Raw genomic sequence first — 19,208 nt, forward strand, 5'->3', positions numbered from 1 at the left:
TCCCGGCCCCGCGCTCGATCTGCGCCGCGCCGCCGCCCCACCCCGCGTTGACCGCCACATATTGCACCCCGTCGAGCATATAGGTGATGCCGCCCGCCACCGGCGCGCTCTGGGTGGGATAGCTCCACAGCTCCTCGCCAGTGCGCGCATCGAAGGCGGCGAAGGTCTGGCGGGTGGTGCCCTCGAACACGAGGTCAGACGCGGTGACGAAGACCCCGCCATTGCCGTGGCGCGGCAGTTCGACCCGCCAGGCGGCCTCTTGCTTGACCGGGTCCCAGGCGGTGAGCCAGGCTTTCTCGTATTGCGCGGCCTCAGCAAACAGCTCGCCCTGCCGCCGCACGGCCTCTTCACCCCTCGCACCCCAGCCCGAGTTCGAGCGCAAGGGCGCAGGCGCCCAATCGGGCATCACCGCAAAGGGAAAGGCCGATTGGTAAGCGGGGAAATAGGCAAGGCCGGTGCGCGGCGAGAAGGCCATCGGAAACCAGTTATGGCCCCCGCCCGGCCCCGGCGCGAGCAGGACGGGCATTTCGGTGTAGCGCACAGACTCGCGGGTGATCGGGCGGCCCTTCGCGTCGAACCCGGCGTTCCAATTCTGGAACACATGCGCCTCGGCGGAGATGAATTCGCCCGTTGCGCGGTCGAGCACGTAGAAAAACCCGTTCTTGGGGGCCTGCATCAGCACCTTGCGCTGGCGACCGTCGATTTCGAGGTCGGCTTGAATTATCGACTGGGTGCAGGTCCAGTCCCACTCCTCGCCGGGGTTCATCTGGTAGTGCCAGCGATATTCGCCCGTATCCGCATCGAGCGCGACGATCGAGCAGACGAACAGGTTGTCGCCCTCGTTGTTCGAGCGATAGAACCGCGAATGCGGGACGGCATTGCCCGTTCCGACATAGACGAGGTTCAGTTCTGGATCGTAGGCGAAGCTGTCCCACGGATTGGCCCCGCCGCCGAGCTGCCGCCACAGGCCTTCATCGGCCCAGGTGGCGCGCATCATTGCGTTGACGCTGTCGCTCGCCTCGCCATCGGGGCGGTCTTCGGGATTGGGGGTGAGGTAGAACTTCCAGAGCTTCTCGCCGGTCTCGGCATCGAAGGCGGCGGCGAACCCGCGCACCCCCATATCGCCGCCCGACTGGCCGATCACCACCTTGCCATCAAACACCCGCGGCGCGCCGGTGATCGAATAGGCGTAGCGCGTGTTTTCGGGGAAGGCGCGGCTGGTCCAGACCGGCTCGCCGCTGGCCTTGTCAAGCGCGATCAGCCGCCCGTCGAGTGTGGCGATAATGATCTTGTCCTCGTGCATGGCGAGGCCCCGGCTGACCGGCTCGCAGCAGGCATAGCGGCCATATTCGCGCGGTACCTTGGGATCGTAGGTCCACAGCCGTTCGCCCGTGCGTGCGTCGTAGGCAATGGTGATGTTCCACGGCAGCGTGTTGTACAGCACGCCATCAGCATAGAGCGGCGTCGCCTCGACCCCGCGATAGGTGTCCAGATCGTCATACCAGGCGAGGCCGAGCTGGCTCACGTTCTGCGCATTGATCTGCGTGAGCGGAGAATAGCGCTGCGCCGAATAGTCGCGCCCGTCGCTGGTCCATTCACCCGCCTCGGCCACCGGAGCGGCGGCTTGCGGCGGAACCGTGGCCGTGGTGCAAGAGGCGAGCAGAAGGGCTGCCGCAATCGCGGGAATGCGCAAGGGTCTAGTCTCCGGGAGGCATGATCGGCTGGCTGCCGTTGACCGTGCGGCCGACGGTCAGGCTCTGCTGCTGTTCGGCTGTGCCGGGCGGGCGGTGATAGGCCCCGGCCTCGGCAGCGCCCGCCTCGAACACCTCGCCCGTCACCGGGTGCGGATAGTGGAACGGCACGATGTAGTAGGCCGGATAGGTCAGGTAGACCACCGAGGGAGGGAGGTCTGGCGGCGGGTCGAACTTGTCGGGCCAGGTGTTGTTGAGCGCATTCTCGCCCCACCCCGCCCAGCTGGTGTACATCGTGAAGGGGCCGGTCAGACGGCTGATCCGCCACACGCCATCCTCGCCCTTTTCGAAGGCGTCTTCATAAAGCGGCAGGCCCCAGCCGCTCGACGCCATCACGAAAGCGCGCCCGCGGAGCCAGCCTTCGCGCCCGTCCTCGCTGATATGGGTGACGGGCTGGAACTGCATGTGGTTGACGAGAATGCCCATCGGCGCGCCGTCCGGCCCGAAGGCGGTCTGCATATATTCGAGCACCCGCTCGCGCCCGACGAAGATGCCCTTGCCGCCGATTTCGAGCGTGGCGTCTTCCGCGAACAGGTTGGACAGGTGCGTCCACTGGCCCTTGTCGACGAAGTAGCCGTAGGTGCGCTGGAGCGTCTCGATCGCGTTCATGTCTTCGAGCCGGGTGATGCGGCGGTCGAGCTGGTCGAGCTGCTGTTCGATAGTGTCCTGCGCGGCGGCGGGGGTGGCGAGTGCGAGACTTAACCCCAACAATATCGCTCGCCCTGAGCCTGTCGAAGGGCTGCTTTTCCCTTTGCGAGCGTGACGGAAGAAGAAAGGCAATCCTTCGACAAGCTCAGGATGAGCGGGGTTTTGTATGGAAGCCTTGCGCATCATTCCCTCCCCACCAGATCGTCCGCCGGCTGGACGAGCGTAATCTCCTCGCCCGTCACCGGATGGCGATAGCTGAACGGCGGGATGTAGTTCGATGGCAGCGCGCGATAGGGCTCGCTTGGCGGCTCGTCGGGCGGGAACAGCGCCGATTGCCCCGCCAGCGGCAATTGCGACTTCATCCAGCCAAGGTCGTAGTCGGTGAAGCCGGTGGGGTAGAAATGCAGGCTGGCGATCTTCCACTTGCCGCCTTCCTTCACATAGCGGTTCTCGTAGATGCCCACACCCCAGACGCCGTTGTGACCGGGTTCTGAAAGCATCACCATGCCCTGAAACCTTCCCGAGGCTGTGCGACCATCCTCGGCCACGGTGATCACCGCCTGCAACTGCATGTGGTTGTTGAGATAGCCCGGTGCGAGGCCCTCCGGCCCGAACAGCAGCAGCGCGCGCTCGATCCGGGCGGGGGTGCGGTAGACGCCGCGCATCCCGTATTCGAACGTGCCGTCGCGCGCGAACAGGTCAGCGACCTCGCTCCACAGGCCCTTGTCGAAGTAATAGCCGTAGGCTGCCTGCAAGTTCTCGATCGCGTCGCGGTCTTCCAGCCGTTCGACGCGCTGGCGATAGTCGGCAATGCGCTGGTCGACGGTCTGGGCCTGGAGTGGGGTTGCGAGCAGCGCGCCCAGTATTAGACTCAGAACCGCTCTCCCTGAGCCTGTCGAAGGGCTGCCCTTTTCTTCGAGACAGGCGCGTGAGGAATAAGACAATCCTTCGACAAGCTCAGGATGAGCGGGGGTGTGTGAGGGGATCATCGCCGCACCTCGCGCCCAGTCACCGGGTGGGGAATGGCAAAGGGCGGCACGTTCACCGCCGGAAAAGCCGCACCGTCAACGCTCGACGACGCATCCGGCGGGAAGTCCATCGACGCCTGTGAGCGCGTCAGCCCTTCGCCCGGTTCGAGCCGCGCCCAGCCCTCCTTGTAGGGCACGACGAAGTTCACATAGAGCGTGAGGCTCGCGATCCGCCACTTGCCGTCCGCGCCCTTCACATAGGTATTCTCGTAGATGCCGTCGCGCCATTCGGCGTGGCTCTTGTATTGCCCGAGCATTCCCAGATCACGCCAACGCGCGCTGGCGCTCAGGCCATCGGGCGCGACCGCGATCATCGGTTGCAGCGTCACCCATTCGTTGAGCTGACCGTAGATCAGCCCCTCCTGCCCGCCGTGCAGCAGGCGCAGATAGTGCTCGATCCGCTCCGGTCCGCGATAGACGCCGTCGAGCCCGATCTCGATGGTGCCATCGTCGGCGAACAGCTGCGCCGCCTGCCGCCACAGTCCACGATCCATAAAATAGCCGAATGCGCGCTGGAGGTTGCGCACCTCGCGCGTCCCCTCAAGCACCGTCACCCGCGCATCGAGCGCGGCAATCTCGCCCGACTGGGCCGCGCTTTGCGCCTGCACCGAGGCAGGCAGTGCGAGGGCGGCCATGGCCAACAGTATCCGCATTATTCCACCTCCGGGATTGCCACCGAGCGGATCACGAAGCTGCCCGGATCCTTGCCCGCGTCGGGGCCGAACAGGAACCGCAGCTTGCCCTCGGGAAAGTAAGCCCGCCCGCCCACCGGCGTGACCGACGAGGCATAGTCCACCCCCTCGGCAATCGGCGTGACCGTGGCCGAGCCATCCGCGTTGAAGGCAATCACGGTGATCAGCCCCGCCTCGCCCTCGGTTTGCAGCATCCGCCCGTCGGACAAGGGACGCAGGCCATCGGGCGTCACCATATCGCGCGAGGTTTGCACCTGCTCGGCGCGGTCGAAACTGCCGTCGGCCTTGCGGTGGATGCGCAGCAACGTGCCGCGCTGGATCGCGTTCGCATAGAGCGTGCCGTCCGCCGCGAAGGAAATGCCGTCGAGCGTGGCGAATTCGGGGTCCGCCGCCCAGACCTCGAACCGCTCGCCGCCGGGCGCAAGGCGCATGATCCGCCCACCGAGCATTTCGCTCGCGAACACCGCACCATCGGCGGCGACGGTCATGTCGTTGCACATCGCAGGCCCCTCGCCCGTGGCAAGCGCGTAGCTGGCCGCAAGCGCGCCGCTCGCAAGGTCGAAGGTTCTTATCATGGGCGCCCCGCCCTCGGTCCCCATCGCCGGGTTGAAGCACACCCACAAGAGCCCGCGCGCATCGTCGGCCAGCACGCCGAAGGCCGAGACAGCGCCCCTACCGGCATCGGGCTGCACCCACGGCTCGGCAACATTGCTGCCCGCCAGCGCGCGATAGATTACGCCCGGATTGGAGCTGACATAGATGTTGCCCGCCGCATCGGAGGCGATGCTCTCGGGGAAAAGGCCCTCGCCGTTGATGGTGATCTGCGCGGCCGGCTCGCTCGCAAGCGGCACCTCGGCATGGGCGCAGGCCGCCAGCGCACCGGCAAGGCTCAGCGCAAGAACAGGGCTCGACCAGCTGCTCATGACTATCTCCCAATCTCGGCCCGCGACGGGCTCTTTCCCGGCATAGTAGCATCGCGGAGGGCCGATGGTAGAGCCGCCCATGGTCCCAAATGGAACCTCGCCTTGACTCAACACGCGACAGGCCGCTCGCGCCACCTACCCGGCGTGGTTCCATAAGAGCGACGAAAAGCCCGCGTGAAATGCGCGGCATCCTCATAGCCATTGGCAAAGGCGATCTGCGCAATCGACAGCGTAGCCTTGTGCGGATCGGCAAGATCCGCCGCGCTCTGCTCCATGCGGCGCTGCCACAGGTAGCCCGAGATCGAGACCCCGCGCGCCTGCTTCATCAGCTGATCGAGCCGCCGACGGCTGATCCCCTGCTCCTCGGCGATGTCGCTGGCGGTGATCCCGGTTACCGAGAGGCTCATCTCAATGAAGTCGGCGGCGCGGCGCACCCGCCACTCCGCGCTTTCGGGCAGTTCGGCGAAGGCCTGCGCCACGCCCAGCATCTGGATCGTCGAGCTGACCACCGCCGCGCGCTGCAACTCGCCCAGATCGGCGGCGACCTCGCTGATGCGTTGCAGGCTGTCCGACAGCAGGCGGGTGCCGGCGTCGCTGGCGGGCAGCAGCTTGCCGCACAGGCGGTTGAGGTGCGGGTAGCGCCCCAGCACCGCAGCACGCGGCAAGCGCAGGAACAGCAGCCGCGAAAACTCCTGCGTGACGATGCGGAACCGCGCGCGCTCGTCGACCATGCACATGTCGCCCGGTGCCATGGCGATCTCGCCGCCTGCGCTCACCAGCGTGGTGCGGCCCCAGGGCTGCACCATCAGCGAGACGTGCTGCCAGGTGTCGGAATGCTGCGGCGTCGGCACGTGGTGCGCCTCGGCAGGCGGGGTCTCGATGGCACACAGATGCGCACGGCCAAGATCCACGCTGGCAATCGAACCGCGCAGCGCCTCGTCGGCAGCAAGCTCCACCCGCAGGCCCGGAAACAGCGAGTTCGAGGCATGGTCCCACGCATCGCGCCGTGCGGGCCGATCATAGTCGGCAAGGTCAATCGACTGCCCCAAGGTCTCTCCCCCTTCCAATTGCGGCAAGTGTAGCGACTAAAAAGGTCAAGGCGCAAACATTACCATTCGTTATGATTGCGCAAGCCAGGAGGCAAGCAAGCAGGCCGCGCCGAAGCGACAGAAGCCTGCGCCCGCTGGCGGCCATTTATGAACAGCGAAGCCGCGAACACAGGCGGCAGCTAGGGAGAGACACCATGACTTCAGGCGCTTTCGGCCTTTCCAAATCCATGCTCCGCGCCAGCACCGCTGGCACCGTGGCACTGATGCTCGCCAGCAGCCCCGCCCTCGCCCAGACCGAGGGCGATACCGAGCGCACGCGGGATACCACCATCGTCGTCACCGCGCAGATGCGCGAGCAGGTGCTGCAGGACGTGCCGCTGTCGATCACCGCCGTCACCGCCGACATGCTCGAAGCGCGCAGCCAGACCAGCCTGCCGCAGATCTCCGACCAGACGCCCAGCCTGATCCTCCAGCAAAACCCCTCGGGTTCGGGCAATTCGATGCGCGCGTTTATCCGCGGCGTGGGTCAGGCCGACCAGAGCCCCTCGGTCGAGCCGGGCGTGGGCATCTATATCGACGATATCTATTTCGGCACCGTCACCGCCTCGGCCTTCGACCTGTCCGACCTTGAGCGGATCGAGGTGCTGCGCGGCCCGCAAGGCACGCTGGCGGGGATGAATTCGGCGGGCGGCGCGATCAAGCTCTACTCGCGCAAGCCCAACGGCGAAGGCGGCTATGTCGAAGCCACCATCGGCAGCTTCAAGCGCCGCGATGTGAAGGCCAGCGCCGACTTCACCGTGGCGCGCGACCTCTATGCGCGGATCAGCGGCGTCACCCGCAACCGTGATGGCTATGTCACGCGCTACGACTATGCCTGCCTCAATCCGGGCGACCCCGACGTTGTCTCGGGCGCAATCCCGCGCCTTGCCTCCGGCAGTGACTGCGAACTCGGCACGCTGGGCAACCAGCAGATGTATGCGATGCGCGGGCAATTGCGCTTTGCGCCCAGCAGTGTCCCGCTCGAAATCAACCTGTCGGGCGACTACACCCGCGACACGTCGGAGACGCAGGCATCGGTGCTGATCGCGAGTGCCGAAAGCGCCAATGCCGGTTCGGCCAATCCCACCGACCGCTCGGGCCTGTCGATCCCCTATCAGGGTGTGGCCTACGATGATCGCTTCGTGCCCTACGGCCAGTATCGCCGCGCAGGCGCGGTGCTGAACGACGGCTTTGCCAGCTACGCCAACTTCTACGATCCGGGGGTGATGTATTCCGCCATCGCCGCGCCGCCGGGGCCGCCTTCGGCCTATGTCGCGGGCGCGCCCTTGGGGCCGTTCATCGCCGAATCCGCCTCGCAGGTCGATGGCTGGGGCGTCTCGGGCTCGATCTCCTACGAACTGTCCGACAGTCTCTCGCTGCTGTCGATCACCGGCTACCGCAAATACGAGAGCCTGAGCGGATCGGACAACGACAACTCGCCTGTGGTGTTCATTCAGGATACGACGAAGTTCTATCACCACCAGTTCAGCCAGGAACTGCGCCTCAGCGGCAACCTGGTGGACGACACCGTCCACTTCACGCTCGGCGGGTTCTACTACGATGCCTCGACCCGCTACGAAGGGCGCATCCACACGCCGTTCTCGGGCTTCTGCCCGGCCGCGACGCCGTGCTTCTCGTTCATCAACGACGATACGGCCGATCTCACCAGCTATGCAGGCTTCGCCAATGTGGCTTGGGACATCACGCCGAGCCTGACACTCGAAGGCGGCCTGCGCGTTACACACGAACAGAAGGACTATACCTATGCCCGCTACAACCCCGACGGGAACGGCGAATATCTGCCGCTGAGCAATCCGCAGAACCCGCTGACCGGACAGGTCGGCAAATATGAGGAAACGCTCACCGACTATCGTCTCGCCGCCAGCTACCGGGTGAGCGAGAGCCTGATGCTGTTCGCCCAGTTCGCGACCGGTTTCAAGGGCGGCGGCGTGGCACCGCGCCCATACAGCTTCCAGCAGATCCGCCCGTTCGGGGCCGAGAAGATCAAAGCCTACGAAGCCGGCTTCAAGGCCGACCTGCTTGGCCGCGCGGTTCGCCTCAACGCCACCGCCTTCTACATGGACTACGAGGGCTATCAGGGCGTGCCGCAGGTTTGCCTCGATGCCGATGGCGAACAGCTTCCGGTCGATCAGGGCGGTGTGCCGGGCCTGTGCGGGCAATATCTCAACATCGGCGATGCGCGCGTGCAGGGTTTCGAGCTGGAAACCACCATCGAGCCGGTCTGGGGGCTGGTGTTCGACGGCTCGATGAGCCTGACCGACTTCGAGTTCACCGCGATCAACTTCCCCACCACCTCGATTGTGGTCGGATCGAAGCGTCCGGGCATCGGCGAGTTCAAGTGGGCGGCGGGCGTACAGTACACGCTCGACATCGCGGGGGTCGGCTCGCTCACGCCGCGGTTCGATGTGGTCTATACGCCGGGCTATTGCGGCAACTTCACCTGCGACCCCAACGTCAACGTGGACGAATACACGCTCGCCAATGCGCGGCTGACCTTCCGCAGCGAAGACGAAGACTGGTCGGTCTCGCTCGAAGCGACGAACCTGTTCGACAGCTATTACTACCTGAACAAGTTCTCCAGCTACTACGTGACCGGGCAGCCGGGCCGCCCGCAGGAGTTCGCGCTGACCCTGCGCCGCAACTTCTGATAGGACTTCGGGCCCGGGGCGCTGCACGCGCGGCTCCCCGGCCCGCGACATACCCAAGGATGCGCGAACAAGGGGGAGAACGAACATTGGCGCTGCGAGGACCGCTCTGGGCTACGGCAATACTGGCGCTGGCCTCGTGCCAGTCGCTCCCCGAGCCTTCTGCTTCTGCCGTGGTGAATGGCGCGGCCATGCGCGCGGTGGATGCGCCTGCCAATGCGGGCAACTGGATGAGCTATGGCCGCGACTGGGGCGAGCAGCGCTATTCCCCGCTCAGGCAGATCAACGAGGGCAATGTCAGCCAGCTCGGCCTCGCCTGGTTCGACGACCTCGAAACCATGCGAGGCGTGCAGGCGACTCCGCTCGCGGTCGATGGCGTGCTTTACAACGCCAGCGTTTACAACGTCGTCACCGCCTATGACGGGGCGACCGGCGCAAAGCTGTGGACCTACGACCCCGAGGTCGGCGCGGAATGGGCGCGGCTCGCCTGCTGCGGCCCGACCTCGCGGGGGATAGCGGCGTGGGAAGGCAAGATCATCATCGCCGCGCTCGACGGGCGGCTGATCGCGGTCGACGCCAAGACCGGCGAGCACTTGTGGACCACCCAGACCTTCGACCGCGCCGAGGCCTATTCGATCACCGGCGCACCGCGCGTGTTCGATGGCAAGGTGGTGATTGGCAACGGCGGAGCGGACTACGGCACGCGCGGTTTCGTTGCCGCCTACGATGTGAACACCGGCGAGCCTCTGTGGAAGTTCTATATCGTCCCCGGCAACCCCGCCGATGGCCCCGATGGCGAAGCCTCCGACAGCGCGATGGACATCGCCCGACCGACATGGTTCGGCAAGTTCTGGGAGATCGGCGGCGGCGGCGCGGCGTGGGATTCGATGATCTACGATCCCGCGCTCAATCTCGTCTATATAGGCACCGGCAACGGCAGCCCGCACATGTGGCACTTCCGCAGCGAGGGCAAAGGCGACAACCTGTTCCTGTGCTCGATCGTGGCGGTCGATGCCGATACAGGTGAGTACAAGTGGCACTACCAGATGGTGCCCGAGGAAGATTGGGACTTCACCTGCACCCAGCCGATGATGACTGCCGACCTGCGGATAGGCGGGCGCACCCGGCAGGTGATCATGCAGGCGCCCAAGAACGGTTTTTTCTACGTGCTCGACCGGGCGACGGGCGAACTGCTGAGCGCCGAAAGCTATGTCTCGGTCAACACCTGGGCGAGCCGCATCGACATGGCGACGGGCCGCCCGGTGCTGATGCCCGGCGCGCACAATGGCACCACCCCGCACATCATGAGCCCGAGCTGGCTCGCCGCGCACAGCTGGCACCCGATGGCCTACAGCCCGCAAACGGGGCTGGTCTATTTCCCGGCGCAGGAACAGGGCGCGATCTATGCCCGCGCCGAGGAAAAGCCCGCGTGGGTCCACCACCGCAGCAATTCGGGGCAGGCGCGCGGGAATATGCCCGAATTGCGCAGCCAATTGCAGGAGCAGATCAACGCGGCGGAGAAGGGCTATCTGCTCGCGTGGAACCCGGTGACGCAAAGCGAGGCATGGCGGGTGCCCTACCGTGTGCCCGGCTCGGGCGGTGTGCTGGCGACGGCGGGCAATCTGCTGGTGCAGGGCACCATCGACAAGACGCTCGCGATCTATGCCGCCGATGACGGCCGCAAGCTATGGGAGATGGCCATTGATCAGGTGCCCGTTGCCGGGGCGATCACCTATATGGCGGGCGGTGAGCAATATATCGCGATCAACGCCGGGTGGGGCGGATCGCCGGTGTACAACCTCGGCCCGTTCAGCACCTCTTCGGCTAAATTGCTCGTGTTCAAGCTTGGTGCTTCTGGCGTCACATTGCCCCCGCCCGCCCCCGCCGTTGCGCTGCCACGCCCGCCGTGGCTGACCGCGACCGAGGCCGAGGTCGCGCGGGGCCGTGCGCTTTACGGCGAGAGCTGCAACCGCTGCCACGGCGAGAACGCCATCGGCGGCGTGAAAGATCTGCGCTGGATGACCGCCGAAACGCGGGCAAAGTTCAACGATATCGTGCTGCGCGGGATCTATGCCGACCGGGGGATGCTCGGCTTCGACGACGTGCTGAGCGAGCAGGATGCGAGCGACATCCACACCTTCCTGATTGCGCGGGCAAACGAGGACTATGCCGATGCGGGGCATCCGTAATTGAGAACCAACACCCGTTCGCCCTGAGCTTGTCGAAGGGCTGTCCTTTTCTGCCGGCGTAACGCTCGAACAAGGACAATCCTTCGACAAGCTCAGGATGAGCGGAGGTGATGTGGGAGAGACGCCGAGATGAAGTACCATTTGCTAGCCGCCATCGCCCTTGCCCTGCCCATGGCCGCCCACGCGCAGGCTCCGGGCGAGGAAAGCGCGCTGCGCACAGTCCAGTGCGACTACGCCTGCCTCACCGGCACTATGCAGCAGTTCGTGGACGCGCTCGCCGCAGGCGACGCCTCGGCCCTGCCCCTCAGCAGCGACCTACTCTACACCGAGAACAATGTGCCGCTCGCGCTTGGCGAGGGCTCCTGGCGAACCACCCATGAGGTGGATGACAACGGCCTGCTCGTGGCGGACGAGACCACCGGCCACGCCGCCTGGTTCGGCTCGATCCGCGAAAACGACATTGCCAGCTTCTATGCCGTGCGCATCCACGTGTCGGGTGGCCTGATCGACGAGGCCGAGGCGGTCATCCACCGCAAGTCGGGCCTGCCCGCCCCCTATGGCGACTGGCAGGGCATGGAGCACTTCGCCGAGTTCGCACAAATCCTGCCCGAGGAAGAACGCCGCCCGCGCGAGCGGATGCTCGCCATCGCCGACGCCTATTTCGACACGGTCGAACTCAACGACGGGCAAGTCTTCGCGCCGTTCAGCGAAGACTGCGCGCGGCTCGAAAACGGCATCCTCACCACCGCCCCGATCCCCGGCCAGCAGCAAAGCGCCGCAGCCATCGCCGCGGGCTGCCGCGCACAGTTCGAGCTGGGCATCTACCGCATCAACAAGCGCATCCGCCGCCACCTGCCGCTGGTCGACGAACAGCGCGGCGTGGTCGTCGGCGCAGGCTTTTTCGACCATGCCAACGAGTTCGACCGCTATCTGCTCACCAACGGCAGCGAGATGAAGACCGCGCTCAAGTGGCCCAACTCGATCACGCTGCTCGAAGCCTTCCGCATCCGCGACGGCGAAATCCAGCGGATCGAGGCGACCTTCACCTATGTGCCCTATTTCATGCACAACCCGTTCTGGGGCGACGAGGCGAAGTTCCCGCTTTACGCGCCCCGCCCCGCCGAATGCGACAACCACTGCCTCACGGCCAATGCCTCGGCGCTCGTTTCGGCCATGGCCGGCAACCGCTGGCAGGGCCTCAACTGGAGCGAGAGGCCGGTCGGCTATGCCGAGAACTCGGTCGGCATCCGCATTGGGGAGAGCGTCTGGCGCACGATCACGTCGGTCGACCCCACCCCGCTGATCGTGGCCGACGCCGAGACCGGCAAGGCCGTGTGGATCGGCCGGATCGAGGAGCATGGCCAGCCCGCCTGGGCCGCGATCACCATGCTCAGCGACGGCGACGCGATCGGCGGGGCCGATGTGCTGGTGCGGCGCAAGGAATATGGCGCGCCCTATGCCGAGCCGGTCAGCGCGCCGCAGTTCGCTCCCTTGCCGCAGGCCGGGCGCACCAGCCGCGCCGACATGGCCGCCGGAATGCACGCCTTCTTCTCCGCGCTGGCGGGCAACGGCCCCGCGCCCGACCTGTTTGCCGACGACTGCCGCTGGCTGGTCAACGGGCAGGATGTCGGCACCTGCCCCACCCCCTTCGGCAGCCCGGCCCTCGCCGGGATCGAGCGTGTGCGCGACATCGAACTGCTCGCGATGGATGAAGCGCGCGGCCTTGCCGTTTATCGCCAATACGAGGACCGGCCCGCCACCGATGGCAGCGGCTATCCGCTTACCTATCAGGTGATCGAAATGGCGCGCTTTGACGGTGGGCGCATTGTGCGGATCGAAGCCTTCACCAGCGAACTGCCCTATGGCATGCGCCCGATTCAGCACAGGTAGCGCGAAACGGAATCACATTTTCGCCACGTTTCGCCGCAGGATAATCACATACTATCGTGAGAATCGGCGGAATCTTTCTGAATGTTAATCTGCGCGACAGGTCGGGGGGAACAGTCCACCAGCCGACCCGTTTACGTCATGCTCTACACGAATGAGCTTGTCTGAAATGGTGACAAGAAATTCATTTTGTTATTCACAGCGTGTCTGTGAAATTTCGTGATTGCGTCCGTGGCAACATGGATAGGATAGATTTAAGGAGTACTATGATGAGGATGACTTCGAAAACTACCGGCATTCTTCTTGCCAGTGCAATGTTTGCCGCGCCGATGGGCGCAACCGCTTCGGCGCAGGAACTGCCCAGCCAGCGGGCGCAACAGCAGCAGGCCGCTGCCTCTTCCACCGACAACGAGATCAACGTCTACGGCCAGATCCCGACCGATCTTTCCGGTCTCGAAGCCGGTCCGAAGATCGAAGGCATTCTGGCGGCCCGCACCGGCAACCGCCTGATCGTCAACGCCACCAACAACAGCGAGGCGGAAGTATCGCTGAGTGAAGCCACCCGCGTCACCGGCAGCGGCGGGTTCCTTGGTCTTGGCCGCACCGAGCTGGCCAGTTCCGACCTCCTGCCCGGTCTGCCGGTCGAGATCGAAACGGTGAACTATGCCGGCGGCCTGATTGCCAGCCGCGTGAAGTACAAGACCTCGGACTACGAAACCGCCGAGATGATCCGTGGTGGCACGCAGCGCCAGTTCGCCATGCACGGACAGCAGCTTGCCGAGCACGATGAAGCCATCGACGGCCTGCGCAGCCGCGTTGCCAACATCGACCAGTACAACATCCGTCACACCGCCAACGTCTATTTCGACAGCGGCAAGTGGCGTCTGACCCCGGCGGCCCAGAACGAGCTTTGCGCCACTGCGTCGCAGGCCGAGCAGATCGATAACGCCCTGCTGCTGGTCGTCGGCTACACCGACACCGATGGCAGCCAGGAGTTCAACCAGACCCTGAGCGAGCGTCGTGCTGGCGGCGTGGTGAACTATCTGCAGCAGGCCTGCGGCTGGGCGCCCTACCGCATGCTGACCCCGACCGGCATGGCCGAGGCCGATCCGGCTGCGGACAACACCACCCCGGCCGGCAAGGCACAGAACCGGCGCGTGGCGGTGAACGTTCTGGTCAGCAAGGCCGTCGATGACGGTCAGGAAGTGGCCTACCGTTAAGCCCTGGATTTTTCGCCCGCCTAAGCCCTCACAGGGCGGGCAGAACGGAAGGCCCGGCATTCGTGCCGGGCCTTTTTCGTTGTCTTTCCGATATTTCCCGCATCGTCAGGAAACGTCATGCGGCCAAATTGCTGAGCCAGACGTAGCGTGATCCCCAATCAATCACGGGGGATAGATGATGCATACCAGTCTGAAGCTCGCAAGCCTTGCCGCCACTGCCACCCTTGTCCTGGCCACAGCCAGTCCGGCGCTGGCGGACGAGCCGGTCCAGCTGGTGAAGTGCGAGGTCAGCCTTGGCTCCATTGCGCTGGTGGACAGCCCCAATGCAGGCTGGTCACAGTGGAATCTTGGCTCTCCGCGCCAGTTGCTCACCAGTCTCGCCACCGAAAGCGGCTGTTTCACCCCGCACAACGGTGGGACCGAGCCTGCGCGGTTCCTCGTCACCGCCGTGGCCGGTTCGCAGGAGGAGGTCGACCAGAGCGTGGAGTTCGCCCGCGGCGCCGCCGCCGAGGCGCTCGTCAGGTCCGGGGCTGCCACCAGCATTCTGCGGTCGGTGCCATTCGGCGGTGCAGCGTTGGGGATGCTGGGCGGCCTTGGCGGCAGACGCACCACTGTCGCCGCAGGGCTGACCGTGGTGAACCCCGCGACGGGCCAGCCGCTTGCCGCAGGAACCGGCACCGTCACCTCGACGACGCTCAACTTTCGCGGATCGGGCGGCACCTTTGCGCGTGGGCTGGCCGAGACCAGCGGCTATGCCGGAAGCTCGGAAGGCCGCAAGCTGACCGAGGCTTTCGTCATCGCCTTCAACAGCCTTGTCGCGCAGGGCGCTGCCCTGACTGCTGCGCCTGCCAGCAGTGCGGCTCCGGCGGCTGCGACGGCTGCTGCAACCGTCGCGGTCGACACCGTCCTGCGCACTTCCGCCTCATCCTCAGCCGGAGAGGTGCGCGCGCTGCGGGCCGGAACCACGCTCACCCCGACCGGCCAGCGCGACGGCCTGTGGATCGAAGCCGAAGACAGCTTCGGCACGCGCGGCTGGGTCTCGGTCGAGGATCTCCAGTAGGGAGCCTACTAGGGCAGCGCGGCGACACTCGCGGCATAGGCCTCGGCGGCCGCATCCATTTCGGACACCGGATTGTCCGGCCCGGAATTGCGGCCGTCGAGGAACTCGTTGAGCACATTGCGGCGCTGGATCAGCCAGCGCCCGTCGATGCGGCGAAACTCGTCCTCGTAGACGCCGTAGGTGCCCATCTTCATGCTGTCGCCGGGGCCATTGTTGGCCATTTCGACCCACAGCGTGCGACCCCAGGCGCAGTCGCCCTCAATGCGGATTACGTCCTGCAGCACCACGTGGCGAAGCTTGGCGGGCTGGCCATCCTCGGTGTGGTAATAACGGCCGATGTTACCGCTGAAGCTCACCACGGATTCGCGGATCGCCTCGCGCCCGCGCGTGATACCGGTGGCATATTCCAGCTCGGCATCCTCGGCGAAGACAGAGACGTAGGCGTCCCAGTCGGAGTAATCGATCGCGAACAGATAGCGCGCCATCAGATCCTCGATCTCGGCCCGGTCGTTGGCGTAATTCGAGCCGTAGGTCGGCTGATCACGCGCGGCTACCGGAGCAACGGTGGTCGCCAATATCAATGCGGCACCGGCCAGCAAGCTTTTCAGAGACATGGATGTTTCTCCAATTGAAGGGGAACGCGGCGCATCAGGCAGCGCCGGGAATGTCGCTCGCATCGGCCCAGAAGCCGTGGACCTGCCCCACGCACTGATAGGGCATCCGCACGCGCGCGCGCGGGCCGTTCGCGGTGTCAGCCAGATCGAACAGGATGAGGTCAGAGCGCCCGCCCTCGGCCATGCTCGAACCGAGCCCGATCAGATAGCCGTCGCCCTCGGGCGCGTCCTTGCGGCGCGGCACGAAGCACATCTCCGACAGCCGGTAGTCGGGCACCGAAAGCACCTTGCTCGCCTGCGTGGCATGGTCGATCACCGCCCAGCCGCCATTGGCCTGAAGGAAGCCATAGCGATAGGGCAGCGTGTGAAAGCGGTCGTCCTGCCGAGCGAGCACGCCGGAGACTTCGGGGAAGATCGTCACCGCCTCGTATTTGTCGTTATCGCGGTCGGCCATGTCGACGGTGAAGCGTCGCAGGTAGCCTTGCGCCTTCACCGGGTCGAACGGCTCGTGCAGCGAGGGGAAGAACGGGAACTGGTTACCCTCGCCCCCGTCCATGTCGACGGTGATCTTCGTGCCATCGTTCCAGCCGCCCATCACGTGGGTGCAGAAGTAGTTCGGGCCGGTGAACCACTTGATGTCGCGGCCATCGCCGCCCCGCCGCAGCACTCCGAGATAGCATGGCCTGGTGCTGTCGTAAGAGAAGTGCACCCCGCCTGCGCGGATGCGCTCTGCGTCGGCCACCATGTTGACGAGATAGAGCACGACATAATCCCGCGTGACGCAGAAATCGTGCATCATCCCGGCATAGGGTGCCTCGACCGTTACCGACCAGGTGATGTTGCCGGTCTTGTCGGCGCTGAACACGTTGACGTCCTTGGAGAGGAACCCGCCCGCCTCGTAGCCGAAGCCGATGAACTCGCCGGTCAGCGGGTCGATCTTCGGATGCGCGGTGTGGGTCTGGCTTTCGAGCTTGCCGCCGAAGGTATATTCCGGGTCGAGCGTTTCGAGCGTCAGCGGGTCCATGGAGACCGGCGGGCTGTCCTCCTTGAACACCAGCAGCTTGCCGTGGTGCAGGAACAGCTGGGTATTGGCCGTACCCCGGTTGAGCCCCTTGACGCTGGCGTCGTCGGTGGTCGGGTTGCGGTACATCCCGAACAGCGAGCGGCGGGCCTCGGCCTGCGCCTTGTAACGGGCGTTCCTCGCATAGCGGGTGCGGTAATCGACATGGCCGCCCTTGATGCGGAACATCGAGACGTGGCCCTCGCCGTCGAAGGGAATGTCGAACTTGTGTTCCTCGGGCTTGGGATACTGCGGATCGGGGCCGACACGGTAGAACACTCCGTCGAGGTCGGTAGGCCAGTCGCCCTCGACCTCGCAGTCGCGCAGGTCCATCTCGGTGCGGTTGACCGCGCCTGCCGCAGCACCACCGCCGCCAAAGGTGCCGCGCTCGTCGGGAAAGTCGACCTGCGGAGCCGCCCTTGCCGCGCCCTGTGCCGAGGCCGCGCTCGCGGCAAGCCCCGCCAGCGCTGCACCCGCGCCCAGAAAGTCGCGCCGACCGAGCCCCGCTCGCTGTTTATCGTCAGTCATCGTATCCCCCTCTCCCTCACGATCGTTACGACACACAACGATTGCGTCAATGTCAATCCGCGTGGCTGACACGATGGGCACGAGCGCCTCCCGATTGAGCACCCCCGCCGCGCGTGATAACGGGCGCTCCATGTCCGAACCCGACCTCCCGATCTGCGTCGCCGCGCTTTACAACTTCACCCGCTTTGCCGACCACGCGGCGCTGCGCGCCCCGCTGCTGGCGCTGTGCGAGGCGCAGAGGATCAAGGGCACGCTGCTGCTCGCGGCCGAGGGGATCAACGGCACCATCGCCGGCAGCGACGAAGGCATTGCCGCAGTGCTCGCCCACATCCGCGCCCTGCCCGGCTACGCCGAGACCGACGTAAAGCTCTCGCGCGCGACAAAGATGCCGTTCTTCCGCATGAAGGTGCGATTGAAGCGCGAAATCGTCACCATGGGCGAACCTGACATCGACCCGCTCGAAAAGGTCGGCCACTATGTCGAGCCGGAGGACTGGAACGCGCTCATCAGCGACCCCGAAACCGTGGTGATCGACACCCGCAACGACTACGAGGTCGCCATCGGCACCTTTGCGGGGGCAATCGACCCCGAAACCGCCTCGTTCACCGAGTTTCCCGACTGGTGGCGCACCCGGCAGGCGCAGCTGCTGTCGGGCGGCAAGAAGCGGGTGGCGATGTTCTGCACCGGCGGCATTCGCTGCGAGAAGTCGACCGCCTTCCTCAAAGCCGAAGGGATCGACGAGGTCTATCACCTCAAGGGCGGCATTCTCAAATATCTCGAACAGGTGCCCGAGTCCGAGAGCCTGTGGCAGGGCGAGTGCTTCGTGTTCGACCAGCGGGTGAGCCTGCGCCACGGGCTCGAACAGGGCACCTATGCGCTATGCCACTCGTGCCGCCTGCCGCTCGGCGAGGAGGAACTGGCCTCGCCGCTCTATGAGGCCGGGGTGAGCTGTCCGCACTGCCACGCCAGCCGCACCGACGAGCAGCGCGCTGGCTTGCGCGAACGGCACCGGCAGGAGCAGCTCGCCGCCGCACGGGGCGAGGCGCATATCGGGGCCCGGCACGACCGTGACGGCTGACACGCTGCCGATCCTCTACAGCTTTCGCCGCTGCCCCTATGCCATGCGCGCGAGGCTGGCGCTGCTGGTGAGCGGCACGGCCTGCGTGCTGCGCGAGGTCAAGCTTTCGGCCAAGCCCGATGCGCTGCGCGAAGCCTCGCCCAAGGCGACGGTGCCGGTGGTGGTCACGCCCGCTGGCGAAGTGATCGACGAGAGCCGCGACATCATGGTCTGGGCGCTGCGCCGCGCCGACCCGCAAGGCTGGCTCGCCAGCGCCGACGACCCACTGATCGCGGCCAACGACGGCCCGTTCAAGCACGCGCTCGACCGCTACAAACATCCCAACCGCTATGACTGCGACCCGGAGGAGCACCGCGCAGCAGGCCTCGCGCTGTTGCAGGTGCTGGAGGAGCGGCTTGCCCGGCAGCCGCAGCTTGGCGGCGAAGCGATGGGCATGGTCGACGCGGCGATCTTCCCCTTCGTCCGCCAGTTTGCGCACACCGACCGCGACTGGTTCGCCGCGCAAGACTTGCCGCAGGTCCAACAGTGGCTCGCCGGGCACAAGGAAAGCGAGCTGTTCGCCCGCGCCATGGTCAAGCACGCGCCATGGGCCGGGGGCGATCCAGTGGCGCTGTTCCCGGCCAGTTAAGCGGTTAGGCATAGCAATGACGCGCAAGGCCCTTCCCCTTGGGGAAGGGTTGGGATGGGGGTTCCATGCCAGCCAGCGTCGAGCCCCCTCCCCCAGCCCCTCCCCGAGGGGAGGGGAGCAAGGTGGATCGAGGGCAATTCCATCCCGC

The 19,208-nt window shown here is 65.7% G+C and carries 15 protein-coding genes; 7 read left to right on the forward strand and 8 right to left on the reverse strand.

Annotated features, from left to right (window positions below; all coding sequences use genetic code 11):
• From D2V17_RS03065 to D2V17_RS03090, 6 genes are all read right to left on the reverse strand, one after another.
• The coding region (locus D2V17_RS03065) for a PQQ-dependent dehydrogenase, methanol/ethanol family (protein ID WP_119591671.1) at window positions 1-1,693 on the reverse strand (1,693 nt) is incomplete at its 3' end.
• A gap of 4 nt (window positions 1,694-1,697) precedes the next feature.
• Complete coding sequence (locus D2V17_RS03070) at window positions 1,698-2,462, reverse strand: nuclear transport factor 2 family protein (RefSeq protein WP_191229056.1); 765 nt, start codon at window positions 2,460-2,462, stop codon at window positions 1,698-1,700.
• A 119-nt stretch (window positions 2,463-2,581) separates the two neighbouring features.
• Window positions 2,582-3,388, reverse strand: a complete 807-nt coding sequence (locus D2V17_RS03075; protein WP_119591673.1) for a nuclear transport factor 2 family protein — start codon at window positions 3,386-3,388, stop codon at window positions 2,582-2,584.
• Window positions 3,385-4,080: a nuclear transport factor 2 family protein gene (locus tag D2V17_RS03080; RefSeq protein WP_119591674.1), complete on the reverse strand. Its 696-nt coding sequence runs from the start codon at window positions 4,078-4,080 to the stop codon at window positions 3,385-3,387. The genes D2V17_RS03075 and D2V17_RS03080 overlap by 4 nt, the downstream gene beginning before the upstream one ends.
• Window positions 4,080-5,042 (reverse strand): SMP-30/gluconolactonase/LRE family protein, encoded by a 963-nt coding sequence (locus tag D2V17_RS03085; protein ID WP_119591675.1) that lies wholly within the window; start codon window positions 5,040-5,042, stop codon window positions 4,080-4,082. The genes D2V17_RS03080 and D2V17_RS03085 overlap by 1 nt, the downstream gene beginning before the upstream one ends.
• Before the next feature lie 107 nt (window positions 5,043-5,149).
• Window positions 5,150-6,091, reverse strand: a complete 942-nt coding sequence (locus D2V17_RS03090; RefSeq protein WP_191229057.1) for a helix-turn-helix domain-containing protein — start codon at window positions 6,089-6,091, stop codon at window positions 5,150-5,152.
• Window positions 6,092-6,285: 194 nt separating this feature from the next.
• Between D2V17_RS03090 and D2V17_RS03095 the strand changes: the two genes are divergently transcribed.
• From D2V17_RS03095 to D2V17_RS03115, 5 genes are all read left to right on the forward strand, one after another.
• Window positions 6,286-8,799 (forward strand): TonB-dependent receptor, encoded by a 2,514-nt coding sequence (locus D2V17_RS03095; RefSeq protein WP_191229058.1) that lies wholly within the window; start codon window positions 6,286-6,288, stop codon window positions 8,797-8,799.
• Between the two features lie 86 nt (window positions 8,800-8,885).
• Window positions 8,886-10,985, forward strand: a complete 2,100-nt coding sequence (locus D2V17_RS03100; protein ID WP_245978485.1) for a PQQ-dependent dehydrogenase, methanol/ethanol family — start codon at window positions 8,886-8,888, stop codon at window positions 10,983-10,985.
• 129 nt (window positions 10,986-11,114) lie between these two features.
• On the forward strand, window positions 11,115-12,875 hold the full coding sequence (locus tag D2V17_RS03105) for a DUF8021 domain-containing protein (protein ID WP_119591679.1): 1,761 nt from the start codon (window positions 11,115-11,117) through the stop codon (window positions 12,873-12,875).
• A gap of 272 nt (window positions 12,876-13,147) precedes the next feature.
• Window positions 13,148-14,092, forward strand: coding sequence for an OmpA family protein (locus D2V17_RS03110; RefSeq protein ID WP_245978487.1), 945 nt, complete (start codon window positions 13,148-13,150; stop codon window positions 14,090-14,092).
• A gap of 178 nt (window positions 14,093-14,270) precedes the next feature.
• Window positions 14,271-15,152, forward strand: a complete 882-nt coding sequence (locus D2V17_RS03115; RefSeq protein WP_119591690.1) for an SH3 domain-containing protein — start codon at window positions 14,271-14,273, stop codon at window positions 15,150-15,152.
• 8 nt (window positions 15,153-15,160) lie between these two features.
• Here the strand turns inward: D2V17_RS03115 and D2V17_RS03120 are convergent, their stop codons facing one another.
• Window positions 15,161-15,766 carry a nuclear transport factor 2 family protein gene (locus D2V17_RS03120; RefSeq protein ID WP_191229059.1) on the reverse strand — a complete coding sequence of 202 codons (606 nt, stop codon included), beginning with the start codon at window positions 15,764-15,766 and terminating at the stop codon, window positions 15,161-15,163.
• Window positions 15,767-15,800: 34 nt separating this feature from the next.
• Window positions 15,801-17,354 (reverse strand): carotenoid oxygenase family protein, encoded by a 1,554-nt coding sequence (locus D2V17_RS03125; protein WP_191229060.1) that lies wholly within the window; start codon window positions 17,352-17,354, stop codon window positions 15,801-15,803.
• Between the two features lie 130 nt (window positions 17,355-17,484).
• Here D2V17_RS03125 and trhO point away from each other — a divergent pair, with 130 nt between their 5' ends.
• Both trhO and D2V17_RS03135 read left to right on the forward strand, forming a co-directional pair.
• The gene (trhO, locus tag D2V17_RS03130; RefSeq protein WP_119591682.1) at window positions 17,485-18,432 is read left to right on the forward strand and encodes an oxygen-dependent tRNA uridine(34) hydroxylase TrhO; all 948 of its coding nucleotides are present in this window, start codon (window positions 17,485-17,487) and stop codon (window positions 18,430-18,432) included.
• Window positions 18,422-19,060, forward strand: coding sequence for a glutathione S-transferase (locus tag D2V17_RS03135; RefSeq protein WP_119591683.1), 639 nt, complete (start codon window positions 18,422-18,424; stop codon window positions 19,058-19,060). The genes trhO and D2V17_RS03135 overlap by 11 nt, the downstream gene beginning before the upstream one ends.
• Window positions 19,061-19,208: the final 148 nt, after the last annotated feature.

The sequence above is a fragment of the Aurantiacibacter xanthus genome (assembly GCF_003584015.1).
In the GTDB taxonomy this organism is placed as follows: Bacteria; Pseudomonadota; Alphaproteobacteria; order Sphingomonadales; family Sphingomonadaceae; genus Alteraurantiacibacter; species Alteraurantiacibacter xanthus.